This window comes from Thalassotalea sp. 273M-4 (assembly GCF_041410465.1).
Lineage (GTDB): Bacteria > Pseudomonadota > Gammaproteobacteria > Enterobacterales > Alteromonadaceae > Thalassotalea_A > Thalassotalea_A aquiviva.
The window spans coordinates 1,062,934-1,081,524 of record NZ_CP166961.1 but is presented as its reverse complement, the minus strand read 5'-3'; the positions used below and the strand labels follow the sequence as shown (position 1 = coordinate 1,081,524).

The 18,591-nt window shown below is 39.8% G+C and carries 17 protein-coding genes and 1 pseudogene; 5 read left to right on the top strand and 13 right to left on the bottom strand.

Annotated elements, in window-relative coordinates:
* Positions 1 to 852: 852 nt before the first annotated feature.
* Genes folX through ACAY00_RS04850 form a run of 4 tightly spaced genes read left to right on the top strand, consistent with a single transcriptional unit; the run spans position 853 to position 2,943 of the window.
* Positions 853 to 1,212: a dihydroneopterin triphosphate 2'-epimerase gene (folX, locus tag ACAY00_RS04865; protein ID WP_371379571.1), complete on the top strand. Its 360-nt coding sequence runs from the start codon at positions 853 to 855 to the stop codon at positions 1,210 to 1,212.
* The gene (gene folM, locus ACAY00_RS04860) at positions 1,212 to 1,934 is read left to right on the top strand and encodes a dihydromonapterin reductase (RefSeq protein ID WP_371378010.1); all 723 of its coding nucleotides are present in this window, start codon (positions 1,212 to 1,214) and stop codon (positions 1,932 to 1,934) included. The genes folX and folM overlap by 1 nt, the downstream gene beginning before the upstream one ends.
* A 48-nt stretch (positions 1,935 to 1,982) precedes the next feature.
* Entirely contained in the window at positions 1,983 to 2,672 is a 690-nt protein-coding gene (gene folE / locus ACAY00_RS04855; protein ID WP_371378008.1) for a GTP cyclohydrolase I FolE, read from the top strand.
* 10 nt (positions 2,673 to 2,682) lie between these two features.
* Positions 2,683 to 2,943, top strand: a complete 261-nt coding sequence (locus ACAY00_RS04850) for a DUF5062 family protein (protein WP_371378005.1) — start codon at positions 2,683 to 2,685, stop codon at positions 2,941 to 2,943.
* Positions 2,944 to 3,023: 80 nt separating this feature from the next.
* Here the strand turns inward: ACAY00_RS04850 and ACAY00_RS04845 are convergent, their stop codons facing one another.
* From ACAY00_RS04845 to ACAY00_RS04810, 8 genes and pseudogenes are all read right to left on the bottom strand, one after another.
* Entirely contained in the window at positions 3,024 to 4,262 is a 1,239-nt protein-coding gene (locus ACAY00_RS04845; protein WP_371378002.1) for a class I SAM-dependent methyltransferase, read from the bottom strand.
* A gap of 48 nt (positions 4,263 to 4,310) precedes the next feature.
* Entirely contained in the window at positions 4,311 to 5,153 is an 843-nt protein-coding gene (locus tag ACAY00_RS04840) for a DUF1365 domain-containing protein (RefSeq protein WP_371377999.1), read from the bottom strand.
* 23 nt (positions 5,154 to 5,176) lie between these two features.
* A complete protein-coding gene (locus ACAY00_RS04835) occupies positions 5,177 to 6,430 on the bottom strand; it encodes an NAD(P)/FAD-dependent oxidoreductase (RefSeq protein ID WP_371377996.1) in 1,254 nt (417 codons plus the stop codon).
* The gene (locus ACAY00_RS04830) at positions 6,430 to 7,152 is read right to left on the bottom strand and encodes an SDR family NAD(P)-dependent oxidoreductase (protein WP_371377993.1); all 723 of its coding nucleotides are present in this window, start codon (positions 7,150 to 7,152) and stop codon (positions 6,430 to 6,432) included. Before ACAY00_RS04830 ends, ACAY00_RS04835 begins: the two co-directional genes overlap by 1 nt.
* Entirely contained in the window at positions 7,149 to 7,640 is a 492-nt protein-coding gene (locus tag ACAY00_RS04825; RefSeq protein ID WP_371377990.1) for a nuclear transport factor 2 family protein, read from the bottom strand. Before ACAY00_RS04825 ends, ACAY00_RS04830 begins: the two co-directional genes overlap by 4 nt.
* Positions 7,641 to 7,657: 17 nt before the next feature.
* Complete coding sequence (gene phrB / locus ACAY00_RS04820; RefSeq protein WP_371377987.1) at positions 7,658 to 9,070, bottom strand: deoxyribodipyrimidine photo-lyase; 1,413 nt, start codon at positions 9,068 to 9,070, stop codon at positions 7,658 to 7,660.
* 121 nt (positions 9,071 to 9,191) lie between these two features.
* On the bottom strand, positions 9,192 to 10,130 hold the full coding sequence (locus tag ACAY00_RS04815; protein WP_371377985.1) for a YbgA family protein: 939 nt from the start codon (positions 10,128 to 10,130) through the stop codon (positions 9,192 to 9,194).
* A 72-nt stretch (positions 10,131 to 10,202) separates the two neighbouring features.
* A pseudogene (locus ACAY00_RS04810) lies at positions 10,203 to 10,358 on the bottom strand (transcriptional regulator); the annotation flags it as partial.
* 94 nt (positions 10,359 to 10,452) lie between these two features.
* Here ACAY00_RS04810 and ACAY00_RS04805 point away from each other — a divergent pair.
* On the top strand, positions 10,453 to 12,246 hold the full coding sequence (locus ACAY00_RS04805) for a hypothetical protein (RefSeq protein WP_371373468.1): 1,794 nt from the start codon (positions 10,453 to 10,455) through the stop codon (positions 12,244 to 12,246).
* A gap of 55 nt (positions 12,247 to 12,301) precedes the next feature.
* Here ACAY00_RS04805 and ACAY00_RS04800 read toward each other — a convergent pair whose 3' ends face one another.
* The 5 genes from ACAY00_RS04800 to ACAY00_RS04780 all read right to left on the bottom strand — a co-directional run bounded on the left by ACAY00_RS04800 (position 12,302) and on the right by ACAY00_RS04780 (position 18,286).
* Positions 12,302 to 13,615, bottom strand: coding sequence for a hypothetical protein (locus tag ACAY00_RS04800; protein ID WP_371373471.1), 1,314 nt, complete (start codon positions 13,613 to 13,615; stop codon positions 12,302 to 12,304).
* 150 nt (positions 13,616 to 13,765) lie between these two features.
* A complete protein-coding gene (locus ACAY00_RS04795) occupies positions 13,766 to 14,323 on the bottom strand; it encodes a cupin domain-containing protein (protein WP_371377982.1) in 558 nt (185 codons plus the stop codon).
* Positions 14,316 to 14,885: a sigma-70 family RNA polymerase sigma factor gene (locus tag ACAY00_RS04790; RefSeq protein WP_371379568.1), complete on the bottom strand. Its 570-nt coding sequence runs from the start codon at positions 14,883 to 14,885 to the stop codon at positions 14,316 to 14,318. Before ACAY00_RS04790 ends, ACAY00_RS04795 begins: the two co-directional genes overlap by 8 nt.
* Before the next feature lie 180 nt (positions 14,886 to 15,065).
* On the bottom strand, positions 15,066 to 15,668 hold the full coding sequence (locus ACAY00_RS04785) for an LON peptidase substrate-binding domain-containing protein (protein ID WP_371377979.1): 603 nt from the start codon (positions 15,666 to 15,668) through the stop codon (positions 15,066 to 15,068).
* 440 nt (positions 15,669 to 16,108) lie between these two features.
* Positions 16,109 to 18,286 carry a fasciclin domain-containing protein gene (locus ACAY00_RS04780; RefSeq protein ID WP_371377976.1) on the bottom strand — a complete coding sequence of 726 codons (2,178 nt, stop codon included), beginning with the start codon at positions 18,284 to 18,286 and terminating at the stop codon, positions 16,109 to 16,111.
* Positions 18,287 to 18,591: the final 305 nt, after the last annotated feature.

Genomic DNA, 18,591 nt, shown 5'->3' with positions numbered 1-18,591 from the left:
GTAGGTTGTGATTGTTAGCATCAAGCTATTAGCTTTGCTGCACAGTCTTCGTGCACAGTGAACAATCAATAAAAGCGATTAGGTAACGAATTAGGATGGTTTTAACTGAAAAGAATATGCACTGCATAAAAGTGAATTGATAAGCGACATACAACATTTAACTGCTATTTGTGTAGAACAGCGTAAACGTCGGTTTAAAATCATTAGCCTTAAATACAAAGTAAAATTTATTATCTTTATATACAACTCTAAGTAATTTATGACGACTTTGTAGGTTGACATTGAGTTAAAACAACTCTTATACACACCTAGATTTCACTTTAAAATTGGTAAATACACATTATTTACAAGTAATACCAGTCTAAAACATAAAGAACCTAATAGTTTACATTTTACTCAAAACAACACCCTTCAAGAAATTATATTTATAAGACTAACAATTAGTACGCTAACTATCAAGGATAATTTTTAAACGACAAAACAAGCTTAACCCCCTTAAACTAGGCTAAAGCGAAGAATATTTGCCTTCATACTCTTTATCAAGGTGGTTAGAGGTCAAACTATTGCACGTATTTAAAACCATACATTTGAACAAACAACAAGATTTAGGTCATTCAAAAAAATTAAAACGCTGCCTTCATTTACCCCAAAAGAAATACAAAAAACAGCCCTTTAAGAGCAAGACTTTTAAGGCCAGCAGTAAACTTAATCAAAGATCCGGACGTACGATGCTAAGTTGAGTTCACATCCGTATTACGTTAATGTGAATCTAATGTGACATAAACAACCCTGTACAGAGAGATAACCATGACCGCAGTATCGCCAATGCAAAAACAACAAGCCGTGCTTACCATCGAGGATGCCACCATTGACATCATCAACTTACGGCTTAGAACATATATTGGTTTTAACCCTGAAGAGTTGTGTAAACAACAAGACATTGTGATCAATGCCCAAATTACCTACCCTGCAGGTAATGCATGTCATACTGATGAAGAAACTCAAGCTTTAAACTATAAAACCATCACCAAAAAAATGATTGCGCACGTCGAAAATGGGCAATTTAAATTGCTCGAAAAACTCACTTCCGATCTGCTTGAAATTGCAATGGAATCGGAATTGGTTAAATTTGCCAAAGTGACGGTTGAAAAGCCTCATGCCCTGCGCTTTGCCGACTCAGTTTCTTTAACTTTAAAAGCCAAACGTCAATAATGAACAAGTCTCCTATTGTTATAACAGGCGCCGGACAACGACTCGGTTTAGCACTGGCCAAGGAATTAATCCAAGCTGGTGAATCTTTAGTTATCAGCTACCGCACGGAAAAACCATCCATTAAGGCTCTATCCAAACTAGGTGCTCACTGTATCCACGCCGACTTTGCCAGCCAAGATGGTATAAAGGGCTTTATCGATGAAATCATCGGGCATTATCAGTCTATACGTGCAATCGTTCACAATGCGTCTGATTGGCTTGCGGAAAGTGCAGACATCGAACCGCACATTTTAATGTCTAAGATGCTTCAAGTTCATGTCCAGGCCCCTTACCAAATCAACCTTGCGTTAACACCTTTACTAGAGCGTTATTACAACGATACGAAATGCACCAGTGATGTGATCCATTTAACCGATTTTGTGGTAGATAAAGGCAGTAAAAAGCATATTGCATATTGTGCCAGTAAGGCTGCATTAGCAAATTTGACCTTATCTTTTGCTAGCAAACTTGCACCTAAAGTGAAAGTTAATAGCATCGCTCCGGCATTATTGATGTTTAACGAGCATGATGACGAAGCTTATAAACAAAAAGCATTGAAAAAGTCGTTATTGCAAATTGAACCGGGTGAACATGAGGGGGTTAAAGCCGTGCAATACCTTCTAAGCAGTAACTATATTACTGGTCATACCCTACACTTAAATGGTGGACGCAACATTGTTTAAGCAGGTGCAAAACAATATTCGACAAAATATTAGCAAAATGAGAATCCGATGAATACTACCACAAAGCAAAAGTTAGCTGTTTTAACCAAAGATAAAACCATAAGTGACAATGCCACCAAGGTACAAAAAGCACTTGTTAAAGCGGGTCTTGAAACGCCGATGAATCAAAATTCTCATTTATCCGAACAAGAGAAGTACCAACGCATTAAAGTGGCTTTTACCGAAATCAGTGAAGTTTTAGGACTTGATTTAACCGATGACAGTCTGCAAGAGACACCACATCGAATTGCCAAAATGTACGTGCAAGAAGTCTTTTCGGGTCTTGATTACAGTAACTTCCCCAAGATCACTGTGATCGACAACAAAATGGCATGTGATGAAATGGTGATGGTCAAAGACATCGACTTGATCAGTACCTGTGAGCATCATTTTGTTACCATCGACGGTACCGCTAAAGTTGCCTATATTCCAAACAAAAAAATAATCGGTTTGTCGAAAATTAATCGTCTGGTTCGCTTTTTTGGTCAACGACCTCAGGTTCAAGAGCGCTTAACAAAGCAAATTCTAGTGGCGTTAAAAACACTTCTTGATACAGAAGATGTTGCAGTCACCATAAATGCGGTGCATTATTGTGTGAAAGCTCGTGGGGTAATGGACTCTGGTTCTAGCACCACCACCACCGCATTAAGCGGTTGCTTCAAAGAAAACCCTGCGACAAGGGCCGAATTTTTAAGCTGAACAGGCGCTTATGAAAAAAATAAAAAACGAAGCCGCGCTCCTCAAAGCAGCGCTTAGAGTTGGCGAAAAATACGCCATCAACCGAGGCTATAACGCCTTTTCTCAAACCGACGCTGCTAAACAAAAAATAGAAGCTCTCTATCGTTTATTAGTTCACGATAAGCTTATTCACCCTCTGCCCGAAGACCAAGAAGATTTGCTGTCGATGAAGCATAAGTTGGCGCTTTGGATCCAAAAGCAATTGCCCGCAGGGCATGAACTTCTGCAATAATCCACCGGCAAAAAAAAGCGGAGTCATGTGACCATCACTCCGCTGATTTATTCGTTGAGATATTTTGGTAATAGGCTTTATTACTTTCGCGCTAACAGGTGCACCGTACTGGTAGAGCGCTCTAAAAATGCCCCCTCACAATAGCCTAAGTAGTACAACCATAAACGTTTAAATTTTTCATCATAACCAAATTGAGTCAATTCGCTCCATGATGCTAAAAATGCCTCGCGCCAATCGGCAAGAGTGCGAGCGTAATCAAGACCTATATCATCAATACGCTCAACCACAAGTTGACTGTTATCTCTTAGCTGCTCGCACATAAAAGTGATTGACGGTAAAAAGCCACCTGGAAAGATGTAACGCTGAATAAAGTCAACGTTTCTAAGATAATAATCAAACCGTTGGTCAGCAATGGTGATGGCTTGGATCAGTAATTTACCACCTGGTTTTAATCTGTCGTTGCATTGCTTAAAGAAACTCGACATAAACTCGTAACCCACGGCTTCAATCATTTCCACCGAAACCACCTTATCAAACTGCCCTTCAAGCTCTCGATAATCTTTTTTAAGTAAGGTAATTTGTTGCTCAAGCCCTTTTTCTTTCACTCGCTCTTGGGCATAAGCGAACTGCGCGTCTGAGATGGTTGTCGTCGTCACTTTGCAACCGTAGTGCTGAGCTGCAAAAATCGCTAAGCCCCCCCACCCGGTGCCTATCTCGAGTAAATGATCATCAGCCGAGAGCTCAAGTTGGTCACAAATTCGCTTAAGCTTATGCAACTGAGCCTCTGCTAGTGTACTGTTATTATTAGGGTATATGGCAGAAGAGTACATCATTTCAGGGTCAAGAAAACGGGTATATAGTTCATTACCTAGGTCGTAATGGGCAAGAATATTTTTCTTTGAGCCTGTTTCGGTATTTTTGTTGCCGGCATGAAATAACCAATTTTTAACCTTATTGAGCCACGGCATTTTTTGATCTAAAGTATCGGTTGTGCTCTGAGCTCTTGCAAATAACCGAATAAGCACGGTAAGGTCTGGACTTGTCCATTTGTTGGCAATAAACGCTTCGGCTGCACCGATACTGCCCCCCTTAACAAAATCGATATAAGTGGTAGGGTCTTTTATAATAATTTGCGCATGCAATGGCTCAGCCCCTTGCGCGGGATCTGTTCGGCTGCCCAATTGAATGGTGCTACTACCCTCTATAACATCCAGTAAGTCACCCTCAATTTTGGCTAAAACGTTTAAGACTACGTCACGACAACGTTTATTAAACCAAGTCATTTTGTCTATTTGTTGAATATCGGCAATATCTTGCACGGATTTTTCCTTTTCTTTTATCTGCTAAGTGCCAGCACTGGCATTATTTTACTGACCATCGGGTCCTGTTGATTTATCGCGCGCAACTTTACTTTGATAAGAGATGAACGGGATCCCTTTTACAAATAGTTTTGCTGCTTGCCAATAAATGCCCCAAACAATTTTTAGTGTCATTAGTGGTGTCGATAACCAAGTTTTTAGCAAGGCTTGCTCAGTAAAAGCCACTTTTTTTAATGCCAAGGTGGCTTCAAATAACTTTTGTTGCTCAAAGTTACGGTGATTCTCAATATGAACAAGCAAAGAGTCACGATGTGAGCTCGGCGCTTTTACCTGCCATCGATATTTCATGTCTAAGTCCATAAAAGGCGATACATGAAATGCTTTTTCTGTCTCTTTCGGATGTTCTAAGTCCACTAAGTAATAGTGACGCTGATTCCAAGGTGTGTTACTCACTTCCGCTAACATGTAACGACAACCATGTTGCCAATCTTGTTCCGTTTTATTGTTTCCATCGCCGTAGCAAAAATAAAAATTCACTGGGCTAAAATACAAACCAAAACAACGTGTTTGAGCAAGCATCATGACTTTTTCAATCGGCTCTAAACCACCTAACGATTTCACTTTGTTGACAATACGAGCTTTGAGGTTACCTGGTTCACCGATTAAATAATCGGCTTCGTTAAAGCGAATTGGATTCAACCAACGCTTAGAAAAAATGTTGGTTGGCAGTGTTTGTGCCATCACCTCATCGACATCAAAAGCCAACATATAAAGTTGATAGGTAAAATGATGACTTTTAGGCGCGTATCGACGGTGTCGTACCATACCTTTGTATATGGCCGAATTAGGTTGTATTTGAGTATTTTTAGCTAATGGTTTTACTGCTGTCATAGGCGAATGATTACTCATGATGATTAAAGGTGACAGTCGAATCTGGCTGCCACATCCACCGCGCTGCGAACCCCGTCTTCATGAAACCCGTTATACCAATAAGCACCGGCAAAATGCGTATTTTGTTGACCACAAATTTTATTTCTATTGGCTTGCGCTTGCATCGACTCGTTATTAAACACCGGATGGTGATAGGTAAACTCTCTAAGAATTTTGCTTTTATCAATACAGTTCTTTTGGTTTAACGTAACACAAAACGTATGTTTGGAATTAAGCCCTTGTAATATATTCATATTATAGGTCACGCTTGCCGGTTTTGTGCGATCATTGCTAAGTTGATAATTCCAACTCGCCCAGGCTTTTTGCCGCTTTGGTAATAACGATGTATCGGTATGCAAAATAACGTTGTTTGGGCTGTATTTAATTGCACCAAGGACTTGCTGTTCTTGTTTAGACGCATCTTTAAGGAGTGCAAGAGCCTGATCTGAGTGACACGCAATAACGACCTCATCGAACGCTTCACTGTGGTCATCAGCAAAGTCTAAAAACACTTTGCCTTGCTCGCGACGGATCGCGTTTATTTGGCTGTTTAATGTAATTTGTTCTGAAAAGTTTTTGATCAAAGGTTTAATGTATTCTCTTGACCCACCTGGAACAACGTACCACTGTGGCCTGTCACTGATGTTGAGCAGCCCGTGATTATTAAAAAACTGCAAGAAAAATTTCAGTTGGAACTTTTCCATTTGTTGTAATGAACTTGACCAGATTGCAGCCCCCATTGGCAAAATGTAATGCTCGGAAAAAAACTGACTGAATTTATGTTCGCGTAAAAAATCTTTTAAGGTCAAATCTGGTGACATATCCCCCTGTTGCAAGCGATTTTTACAAGCTTTATTAAAACGTAATATTTCTCGTATTAGTCGCCAAAAAGTGGGGTTAAATATATTGCGTCGTTGGGCGAACAAAGTGTTTAAGTTATGACCGTTATATTCCAATCCAGTTTGACAATTGTGCACAGAAAAGCTCATTTCAGAGTCTTGCTTGCCAATGCCAATTTGCTCCATTAAGGCAAGGAATTTAGGGTACGTTTTGTTATTAAAGACAATAAAACCGGTATCAATAACGTGTTTTTCATCATCAATTTCAATATCGACCGTCGCGGTGTGTCCACCAATGTAATCATTAGCTTCAAATACTCTGACCTTGTGTTTTTGAGAAAGTAAGTAAGCACTAGTTAGGCCAGAAATCCCTGTGCCTATAATCGCAATGTTTTTCATTAAACGTTGTTCCTGTTTGTTATTTTTATCCAGAGTTTGATGGGAATATAAGAAAGTGCCCTAAGTAAAAAAGTAAACCGCTTAGGAAACTGAAGGTAATGTTGTCGTTTTTCAATGGCGCGAAAGGTGCGCTTTGCAGCCTCTTCAACGTCCATTAAAAAAGGCATATCAAAGTTATTTTTGTCGGTTAACGGGGTTTTGACAAAACCAGGATGTATTAAACTGACATCAATATCATGTTTTGCCAAGTCCAGTCTTAAACTATTGGCAAGATAGTCCATTCCCGCTTTCGAAGCACCATAAGCTTCGGCACGAGGTAGTGGCAATAATGTAACGCTAGAGCTAATAAAAACTAATTGTCCACCAGGATTAATTTTTTTGATTAGCGCTTCAAGCAAATACCCAACACTGACTAGGTTAGTGTTAACAATATGAGCAAATATGTCACTGTCAAAATGCTTTGCATCATCAATATATAAGCAATCCCCGGCATTGAGAATGACCACGTCTAAAGAGTCGATGTCGCTTAGGGCTGCAAAAACTTGCTCTTTGACGCTCATATCAAACGTCACACTAACACTGTTGCCAGAATACTGCTTCAACTGTTCTAATTTGTCTTGATTCCGGCCACAAGCGTAGACAACACTGTGATTTTGCAAGTAAAGCGTAGCCAATTCTGCACCAAGACCAGATGAGGCGCCTGTGATCAGTACTTTTTTCATTTGCCAGCTCGCTTTTTAACGGCTCGAACTAAGCTTCCTAGAACAGGAATGTGCTCATAAAGCATCGCACCAACATCCAAATAATCTCTGTGGTATATCACTTTCATCCCATCATTTTTAATCATCGATGTCCCCTCTACCGTCACCGGTTTTGCCGAATTAAGTTTAGGGTGAGTAAAGGTCATTCGCCAATAAATAGCGGCACTGTGCTTGGCACAAATAACATCGGTAATGGTAAAAGTACACGATTGAAGGTTTTGGTATAAGTTTGCAAAATATTTCGCCAATGAGTCAAAACCATGGATTTCATGCATCGGGTCAATAAAGTGAATATCTTGGTGGTAAATTTGGCTAAGAAGTTGCAGATTATCAACGCTTAACTGTTGATAAATATCGACAAAATTTTCAACCCACGTTGGGTATTGCTCAGACTCAAGCACCTTATTTTGGTATTCCATGTCCATCGCTCTGGCTTGTTGGTTTAACATACATATCCCATAACATATTAATTTATATTACTTTTATAAAAATCCAAAGCTTTCATTCGCGCTTCTTTGTGGTCCACTATGGCGGGCCAATATGTCGTTATCTGTTGTTGCTTTAGATATTGATGTGGAAAATGTATCTTGGAAGCAGGCACACTTTCCAGCTCTGGCAAATATTTACGAATAAACAAGCCTTTAGGATCAAACCGTTGACTTTGAGTTATGGGATTGAAAATTCGAAAATAGGGTTGTGCATCACAGCCCGTGCCAGCAGCCCACTGCCAACCGCCATTATTTGCGGCTAAGTCACCATCAATCAGGTGTTGCCGAAAAAAGCGCTCGCCAAGTCGCCAATCAACAAGTAAGTGCTTAGTTAAGAAACTGGCGGTGATCATCCTAAGTCGATTATGCATCCAACCAGTTTTAAGCAGCTGTCGCATAGCAGCGTCAACAATTGGGTATCCGGTTCTTCCTTCACACCAGGCTTGAAAATGTATCTTCGAGTTTGGCCAGTTGAGCTGGTCGTATTTCCCATTAAAGTTTCGGTCTTTACTTAACTTTGGAAAGTGATGCATTAAATGACGGTAAAATTCTCGCCAGATGAGCTCGTTCAACCAAACAAAATCTTCACCATCAATGTGGTGTAATATATCTGGGTTGCGCTGTAACAATTGCCTCAGCAAATAACGAGTGCTGATTGCTCCAATGGCAAGATAAGGTGATAATCGAGAGGTACCAGAGCAAGATGGAATATCTCTAAGTTGATGATAATCAGCTAGCTGCTCAGATAAAAAATGTGCTAATTGCTGAGATTCTTGTTCAGGAGCTAAGGGCCAATGAGCTGACAAGGTGTTGTAATGGTTGGCAGTAAAAGACCTTTCGTTATGAGCTTTTGCTAGAGGGGAATTGTTTGGGTCAAAGGCGCTCAGCGCTTGTTTATTAATGTATTCAAAACCATGATCAATAACGTATTGCAACCATGCCCGTTTAAACGGGGTAAACACTTTGTACATTTGGCCGGTTTTATTCAGTACTTTACCTTTGGGGACAATAACATCCGATTCAAAATATTTAAACGTTAAGCCTTGTTGCTGTAAGTTTTTATCACGTTGATTCTCATCCCACTCTAGTTCTTTGTTGGCAATAATCTCAGTGCACTGATGCTGTTGGCAAAAGGATTTTAGAAACTCAACTTGATGATTAAAATCATCAACCTCAGGGGTGATAAGTTCGACATTAAACGATGCAAGCTGTTGCTTTAAAAGCTCGACATGACGCAGCATAAAGTCGATTTTTATGTCTGCCATATGATGATGTTGCCATTGTTGTTTACTGATAAAAAATACCGCAAATTTAACCCTGCACTTTAAAGCATGTAACAAGGCTGGGTTGTCATGTATTCGTAAATCATTGCGAAACCAAAGTAAATGCATGCCCTTATCTCAATGTTATGAACAAAATAAAAAAGGGCAACCGTTTAGACAAGCTTAAAAACAAAACAAAACTTGCTAGGTAACCCTGTTGACTATGGTATGTCTGTGTTAAGTCTAGTGATTAAAAACCATATCGTAATTTTAGACTCTCGGGATGTGGATCCAAGTAATGTTGCTTGGCGAGATATTCTTTTGGAAATTCCAGCAAGTAATGCTTAATCAACGTGAGAGGAACCAACAAAGGCACCAGCCCTTCTCGATAAGCGTTAATGTGCTCGCAAAGTTCATTTTTCTCCTTACCCGTAAGGTGTTTAGAGAAATATCCTTGGATGTGTTGCAAGGTATTGGCGTGATTTTTACGAGTCGCTTTAATTTTAAGGGTCGCCATAAACTCAGCAATGTAGGCATCTGCTTGTTCTTGCAATGCTAAGTCTGCTCGAGCCAGCAAACGTCCCAAACTTTTATAAGACTTCGGGCTATGACTCAATAAGGTATATTTGTAACGACTATGAAAGGTCGTTAACTTATGCTTGGATAAACCTGACTTAACCAAATCTTGCCACGCTTTATAAGCAAACACTCGGGCGACAAAATTTTCTCTAATGATGGCGTCGTTCAAGCGACCGTTTTCTTCGCAGGGCAATAACGGGTTGGCTTTCATGATTTGCTCAGCAAATACCCCCACCCCGTCAGATGTCGAGCCTTTGCCATCTTCGCTGTAAACTTTGACGCGTTCCATACCACAACTTGGGCTTTTAGCACAGAAGATGTAGCCGCTAAAATTTTCTGCAAGTTTGGCGACCCTTTTACCGTATTCGGAAAGGGCATCGGTGACATTACCACTACCATCAGGTCGTGATACTTGAATAACATCATCTTTACGTATTTGCCTTATGGTTGCTCGTGGAATAGGTAGACCTACCGCTACCTCAGGGCAAAATGCCTTGTAATTAACAAATTCTGAGAACTCTTTTTGGCAGAAATGTGATGGTTTGGAGCTTGCATCGAAACGAACGTTTTCACCCAATAAACAAGCACTGATACCTATTGTTATGCTCATAATAAAAATCCCCTCTGTGGCCGTTGATATATTTACGGCAACAATAGGGGATTGGATCAACATAAATTAGATTTAGTAAATCAAACCGCCGATAGGGTTGAGTAATTTATTAACCCCTTTGGTGAAATGCAATGCGTCACTGACCACGGTGTAACACAAACAACCGTTCTCTGACACAGGGTGATGCTCATGTTCTCCATCTAGCATAATAAAATCGCCTGGTCCGTACTAGAGCCTTTCAGTTAACGTGTTGATAAATGTTAGCTGAACAACAAAAAATGTCCTATAATTAATCAGTTACGGTTGTTATAGGGCTTTTTTTATGCTTAAAAAATCTTCAGAGGGGAAAAAAGAGAAAATAATACCTGAAACCTTTGATGGTATTCAGGTGAATTGCTGTAACAATCCTTTGTGTATAAACTACGGTGTTGACCCTCATTACAATAACATAATAAAAAAGAGAAAGTCATCATCTTCTGTATATAAAGTTCAGGCATCGGGTAAAAACTCCCCTGTAATCTTCTGTGATCAATGTCTTTCAAGAGTTCCTATCAAAAGCAACAAGAGTCTTTCAGAAGAGTTTAATAGGATAAATAAATTTAGAGTTGTGGCTAAAACTTGTTGCCCTACAATTGATTGCCCAAATAACAATATCGACATTGCAAATTCTGATTCGTATCGTTTTTACGGCAAAACGGCTGCTGGCTCTCAGCGATACCAATGCCTATCCTGCAAGAAAGTCTTTTCAAAGCCGAATAAAAGAAGAAAGCAAAGAGTAAGCCATAAAAATCGAACTATTTTTAAAGCTATTGTTGCTCAAGTTCCTGTCCAGGGAATTCTTGAAATAGCAGAAATAAATCCAGAAACTTTCTACAACCGAGTCGGATGGATCTATGAAAAGGTTCAAGAGTTTATGGGAGAAAGGGAACTTAAATTTTCGGAAACAGGATGTGACAGGCTTTATTTATCTTGCGATAGGCAAGTTCAAACGGTCAATTGGCCTGAACGAAAAGATAGAAGAATTATTCAGCTTTACGGACTAGCCACTGTTGATAATAGAAGTCGATATGTCTTTGGTTGGGATTTTAATGTTGACCACGATATTTCTCAAGAAGCTATTCTTAATGACCCGATTCTTGAGCTAGAAAAGGATAAAAGACCACAGCATCGAAAATATGCTAGGTTGTGGCTTCCTGATGAATTTAAACAGCAAGAAACTGAATTTTTAGAAAAGGCTTTACACGAGAAAGATCCTAACCCTTTAAAGCTAGATGTAGATAGTCCAGAATACCAAATATGGCTTACGGAATATAAGCATTCTATTCAACTTAACTTAGATGCTATTGATGAGCCAAATGGTGATGTTAGATTGCCAAAACAGGGTATGTTAGTTCATAGCGACTACTCTACATATGCCCACTTTCTTGCCAATAAAGAAATGTTTAAATCAGTTGAAAAGGTTCGATTCTTCGTTGATAGAGAGCCTTCAATACGGAACGCTATTAATATAATTTTTAATGACCGAATTACTGCCAGAACTGCTGATGGTTGGTTTGTTGCCAATGGTAAGAACATCTCTGTAAATCAAAGAACATACATGATTAAACAATTTGAAAGGCAGATGCAGTTAAAAACAGGAATCGCATGGAAAGACTTAGATAACACCTCAAAATATCAACTTATCCAAGAGCTTTACCGTCATGAAATTGAAAACCAAATTCCAATCGAAAATGGTAGCCGAAAAACTTGGGTAAGGTGTCCTATACCAACCATGTACGAACCGCAAAAAATGGTAAGAATGTTTACTGACTTAGGAGATTACAGTGAAGAACATATGATTAATCTTTACCACAAGGCAAGTCTTCATGGTGTTGAGGGTTTCTTTAAGGTGGCTAGAGATAAAATTCGTATGTTTAGCCGAGATTCAACGAGTGCCAGTACAAACAACAAATGGTATGGCTTCAGTCCTTATAGAGTAGATATGATATCAAAGCTATCAGGCATATTTCGCTTTTATCACAACTATATGAAACGAAGAGGTGAGCAACATGAAGTTCCTGCTGTTAAACTTGGTTTAGCCAAAGCACCAATAAAAATTGAATCATTACTATACTGATCAGAACTAAAAAATAAGGCACTGATTAATCAGTGCCTTTTAAAGTTATCTATATTTAACTAGCTTTATCAGTAACTATTTGCTCAACGGAATCATTGCCTGATTGCTTAGGGTGTTGTTTTCCAATATTAGGGGTTACTTTATCTACAACGTTCAAAACTTTATCCCTTAATTCAGGAACATTTTTCATAATGGATTTAAACTGTTCTGAATCAAAAAATTCATGCCAAGGGCTTGAGTGATGATTGTTTTCAAGTAATCTCAATGGTGGCTCTTCTAATCTTGCCAGCGCAGATTCAAACAACCTTGATTCCATTTTTTTATCAATAGTATTAGCTTCCCTTTTATAGCCTTCATAAGCTTTTGACGTTGAGGATTTAAAACCATAATCTTCAGCAAGTTTAAACCTTTGATTTATTTGTTTTGTCGATAACCACGCAAACCACAATGGAGCACCCAAACTAATAAAAGCTAATACAAGATGGATTGCTACCGTACCCCAAGAAAAATTTGGAGCAGCAAGTAAAGTTGTTAGTGCATCTACTCTTGCAGAGCCAATATGCCAAATACCCCACAATGAAAGTAAAAGACCTATTACCCATACCCACATGGCATATGCCATTTTAGTAGCCCTTTGTTCGAATGCACCTGCCAATCCTTTACTGGTGGTAACTCTGTATGCATCTTCACAATTTTCAACCAATTTATCGGACTTAACTTTATTAGAATCTAATGATTCCAATAGCTGTTTTGATTTAGTGTTGGCATCTTCAATTTTTGAAAGGATCACAATGGATTTTTGATTTGCTTTTTCAAGCTCAATACGGGCTTTTTTCAAATCCTCTAAATCAGAAGGTAGAGATTCTGCTGTCTCATGTGCTTCGTTAATTAGCTTGATCTTATTAGTTAAGTCTTCTTCATCGACTTCAATGTTTTGAATTTTTGTGTTTAATGTTTTTAACCTTCTATGAACAGCAGGAGGCATTGCCTTATTATCGTTTTCTACAATCCAAGTTAATTCTGAATCAATAAGCGTTTCAAGCAATTCCAAGGTAATCAAGAAAGAAGATATAGCCGTAGGATAGCTGTTGTGAAATAAGTTAGGTACGCTTCTTGTTTTAAGGCTCTTTATCTTATCTGGAAATTCTTCTAAATATTCTAATGTTGTCTCATCTTCAATGGTTAAATCGGCAATTCTAATCTTTTCTGCTAATGCAGTAGGGATGTACGCTAAGTCATGTCTATTTAAAGCAGGATATGCTGGAGAGTTTTGCATATCATTTATATTTCTGTCGTCATTAGAAATTTTCTCTACCGATAAGGATAAATCGTCTAATGAATCGCATATGTCTTCTAATATCTTTTGCATTTATTACTACCTATTTTTTATTTATGTACTTTTACATAAGAACATATCAATATTCCTTGTCAATAGGAACAATATATACGTAAGATACTGTTATTACATACAAAAAAAGCAAGATGTTGTGGCATCTTGCTTTTTTACTATTTCAACACGTTAACTGAAAGGCTCTGGTCCGTACTCGCCCATTTCATCTTTAAACTGGCCATCGAGTAGAACCGTTACCTCGTAACCTTTGTGGGTATGATGAGGTACTGCCCCACCAGGTTGTATTTGTAACATACTGGTGTGGATGTCCCCTTCATCAAGCTTTAGTCTTGCCCGCGAGAGTTTGCCAACATTTGTCCAACCGCTAAGTTCCATGCTCGCAAGGGCTCTTGGTAATCGGTAGGTTTGATTTTTGACGGTAATATCAACCGGCCCCTTTTCAATCACGGCATCGATATTGGCACTTTCTGTAATTTTGGCGATCATGCTGTCAAAATCAAAGGTTATTTCGCTGTGTTCAACTTGACTGGCACTGCTGGTGTCTGAGCTAAGAGCATTAGGTTGTTCAAAACTTTGCTCTGCACATTGCTCAGTGAGGTTACTCACTTTTTGTTGGCATACGGGACACATTTCGTTATGCATAGCAACCGCCGCCGACATTGATGCAGGTAGCTCCCCTAGCACAAAGGCATTTAATAAATCATGGTTAGGGTGATGTTTAATCATGTTGCTCTCCGAGTTGAAGCTTAAGTTTGTTCAAAGCTAGTCTTAACCGAGACTTGACGGTGCCAAGAGGTAGGTCAAGATGTTGTGCTAATTGCTCTTGCGACATTTCCATAAAATAGAAGCCTTTAACGACTTGTCGCTGATTTTCGGGGAGTTTATCAAGCAAAGATAAGATTTGCTTATTTTGAAGATGGTCTTCAAATTCTTGCTCTTTAACTTCCGCAGCCTCAGCAATAGGCCAAATATCATCACTTAAATTATCTTCTTTTTTAGCTTTGAGTTTACGTAACATATCAAAGGTTACATTACGCATCACGGTATAAACCCAAGTTGTGGGCGCGCCTTTTTCAGGGCTGTATAAGTGAGCCTTTCGCCATACGTTGGTCATGGTTTCTTGCACAATTTCTGCAGCCTGAGCTTCGTTGGTAAATTTACTGGCGGCTATGCGCAAAATTTTGGGAGCGAAAAATTGAAACAGGCCAGTGAAGGCTTGTTTGTCTCGTTTTTCTGCAACAAGTGCTAACCAATTTGCGAGTTGGTTGTGATCTACGGAAGTATTCATACGCTTAGTTGTACCTTTTCCGCGCGTTTGTTGCAACATTGTCGATGAATTTGTTACGTGTAATTGATTCATAGTCGTTCCGTAATCAGATGATTAAATGGTATTACGACAACGCAAAAACATTGGATCACAAAAATTATTAATAAAAAACAAAATACTTAGCACCACAATAAACCACGGCTATTGTAAATACTTGGCCATTTTATTCTCGTCAAGAATTAAGGTCGTGAGAAATTCGACTGCATGGTGAAAACTGCTGTTATCGGCAAAATGTTTTTTATCTTGATATGAAATCGGTAAAAGCTCTAACCACCTAGCACACACCCATTTTGGATCCCAATTAGGGTAGTTAGCATCAGCGTGTTGATACAAAGACGCTAACGACGCGTTGTTGTCCAATAGCTTCTTAAGTTGGCTTTTGAGCTCAGTGATTTGAGTCGATTTATGGTCTAGCCCGTCTGATTGCCAATGCAACTTAGGTTCAACTTCAGCATGAAGCAGTGTGTCTTGGTCTCGCTCAAGACTCACCATGGTCACCAACTGCTTACATTGAACGTCGATGATTAGTACCGAATCTTCTCCCAACTTAAAGTCAATGATATCCACCCAACTCGCCCATTTACCTGGGTAAGTTGTCTCAGACTCATTAGCGTAACAAATGGCAAAACCATCTGTTTTGTTAACGTTTTTCACCATTTTCAAATAACGCTGCTCAAATATCCGAAGCCTAGTGACCCCACCAGGTAAGAGATAAATAGGTAATGGGAAAATAGGGATGTTCATATATGCCTTAAAATGTATTTTGTCACTCTAAATAATTACGTAGCAGAGTGAGTTAATGATCAATGATCGGCCAAATGTTTGTTTAATTGATGAAAGAAACATCCATAAAAAAACGCCCAATCAAGGTGATTGGGCGCAAAGATTACCTTTGACGTATGGCGGCCAAAGGATTTTCGAGTGATCATCTCAGGGTAATGACCACTCTAGGGACAAACTTAGCCCTTATCTAAAAGGTTAAAAGGTTAAAAGGTTAAAAGGTTGATACTTACGACAATACATCAGCTCAAAACTTTGATTTATCATCGTCACGTTACAACACTACAGAGTGTTCAAGTTTTGATATGCAGGGCATTAGCCACTTGCTTATACATACTGGGTTGCTTGATAAAAAGTTCACTTTATACCAAGCAATAAGCTATAGCGTTTAAACAGTCCTTTTACTATTGCGCTAACGTTTCCGTTATCACCGTATCAATAACATGAATCACCCCATTGCTGGTGTATATGTCTTTGGTGATCACGTTGCTGCCTTGGATTTGCAATGACACTTGCGGTAAGTTAACTAGCCACCACTTATCAATAACGCCTTGACCGTTTTGGTCACCGGCTTGGGTATCATTGATAAAGTAGTAAAGTGGGCGTCCTAAATATGCCGCTTGTAATGAACCGTCATCACGGGTAACGACACTCAGGCCCTCAATGTTACTGACATCATTATCGGTCACTAAAACAGGTGGCCAGTTTGTCGCGCAGGCATCATTACAAACACTGCCTGAACTGCCTAAATCGTTGTCAAATACATATAAACTAAATCCGGGTTTCGCTGAGCCTTGACCGCCAACTAAGATTTGTTGTGTTGCATCGTATGCAACTTCATCAGAGCTGGTATTAGAAGCTTTGGTAAAATTGACTAAAGACACGGATACATCGTCATTGGCCGCGGTATTAACCGATGTCCCGTTAGCAGCAAATGCCGTAGTCGATGAAATTTCAGCGCCACTAACCACATGTTGCAATAGTACTTGGCTCAGTGCTGCGGTATCGCCTAACAATGCATTGAGCGTGTCTGTTGGGATTTTGGCAAATGCCGCATTGGTTGGTGCAAATACCGTGAAGGTCTGCTGCTCATCGGCTAAGGTGGTTACCAAATCGGCTGCCGTTAGCGCCGTTACTAACGTCGAGAAGTCTTCGTTGGCGAGAGCGACATCGACAATACTTAAATCCGAAGGTTGTTTTATTTCTGGTGGCAAAATAACTTGGTCAACCACATGAATGACACCATTGTCAGCCATTACATCAGCACCAGATATTAACGACTGGTTGGCGTACAACATTGAGTTATTGAAACTAAGTGCCAAGCTTTGCTGGTTCGCCATGTCGACAAAAGGACTGTCTGATTGAGCAACCCCGACGGCACCATCTGACATGACTTTAGCGCCGCTGACAACGTGATAAAGCAAGATATTCGACAGTGCTTCGGTATCATTTAACAACGCATTAATGGTGTCTTGACCTAGCAAAGCAAAGGCCTCATCGGTTGGCGCAAAAACCGTGTAGTCAGTTTCGAGGTCAGCTAATACCGTATCTAAACCAGTGGCTTGAAGAGCAGCGACCAAAGTGGTGAAATTACCGTTGCCAACAGCCACATCAACAATGCTCATGGCCGGCTCTGGCAATGCCACATCGGCAATTACAACCGCATCAATAACATGGATAATACCATTAGTCGTATTCACATCTTTGGTCACCACATTTGCATCGCCGAAAGTTAACATATCGGTCATCGCATTTACCGCTAACGCAATTTCAGCCTCCGAGGCCGTTGTTGCATTACTCCCGTTTAGCGAATATGCCCTGACCGAATCTACCGCCCCAGGTACAACGTGTTGTAGCAGGATATTTTTAAGCACATCAGGATTGTTGAGCAACAATTGCAAAGTTTCTTGGTCAATCATTGAAAAAGCCGTGTCGGTTGGAGCGAACACTGTATAGGTCATCGATTCATCGGCTAACACCGTATCTAAACCGGTTGCTTGAAGTAAAGACACTAAAGTCGTGAACTGTCCTGCAGATACCGCTGTGTCGACTATATTCATAGTTGGATTGGCTGATAACTGCGGTGGTAATAACACCGCGTCGATAACATGAATCACCCCATTATCTGTTATCACATCGGTTTGAGTAACCGTACTGGTATTAACCAACAGCTCGTTCCCATTTAATGAGAGACCTATGCTGTCGCCGTTAACCGTAGCCACCGTACTGCCGGCACTGGCTATGGCAGCATCAGACAGTACCGTACCCGACAACACATGATAGGTTAAAATATTACTGAGCGTGTCGGGATCGGCAAGAAGTGCATTTATGGTGTCGGTGCCAAGCTTTTCAAAAGCGGCATCCGTTGGAGCAAAGACCGTAAATTCGGCATCAGGATTGCTCAAGGTAGAATCTAAACCTGTAGCTTCGAGTGCCGCGACTAAGATGGTAAAATTGTCATTTGAAGAGGCTACTTCGACAATGGTTTCAGGGGTATCTCTGGAGGAGTCATCGTCGTCATCACAGGCCGTAATCAGAAAAAAGGTCAGTGTAACGAGAAGGAGTTTGGTTAACTTTTCCATTTTTAAATCCTCAGTTGTTCAGTTTTAGCTTGCTCTAACAAGCCACTTTTATTCATTGTTATTAACTACTCATTGACCTACGCGTTTAAAAAATAAACAGATCAATTTTTTTTTGCATCAGTTCACTGTGTAGAAAACAAGATTTTAAACCCAACAAGTGCACCAAAATGTAACGACAATGACGTAGTGAAGAAATGCCCTTAGAGCAAAAATACCCAAAGGAGAATCAAGCAAGGATAAGATGTGGTGATTAAACCAAAAAAATTAAATGGTTACTAAACAAACGGCAACGTAAAGGCTAAGGT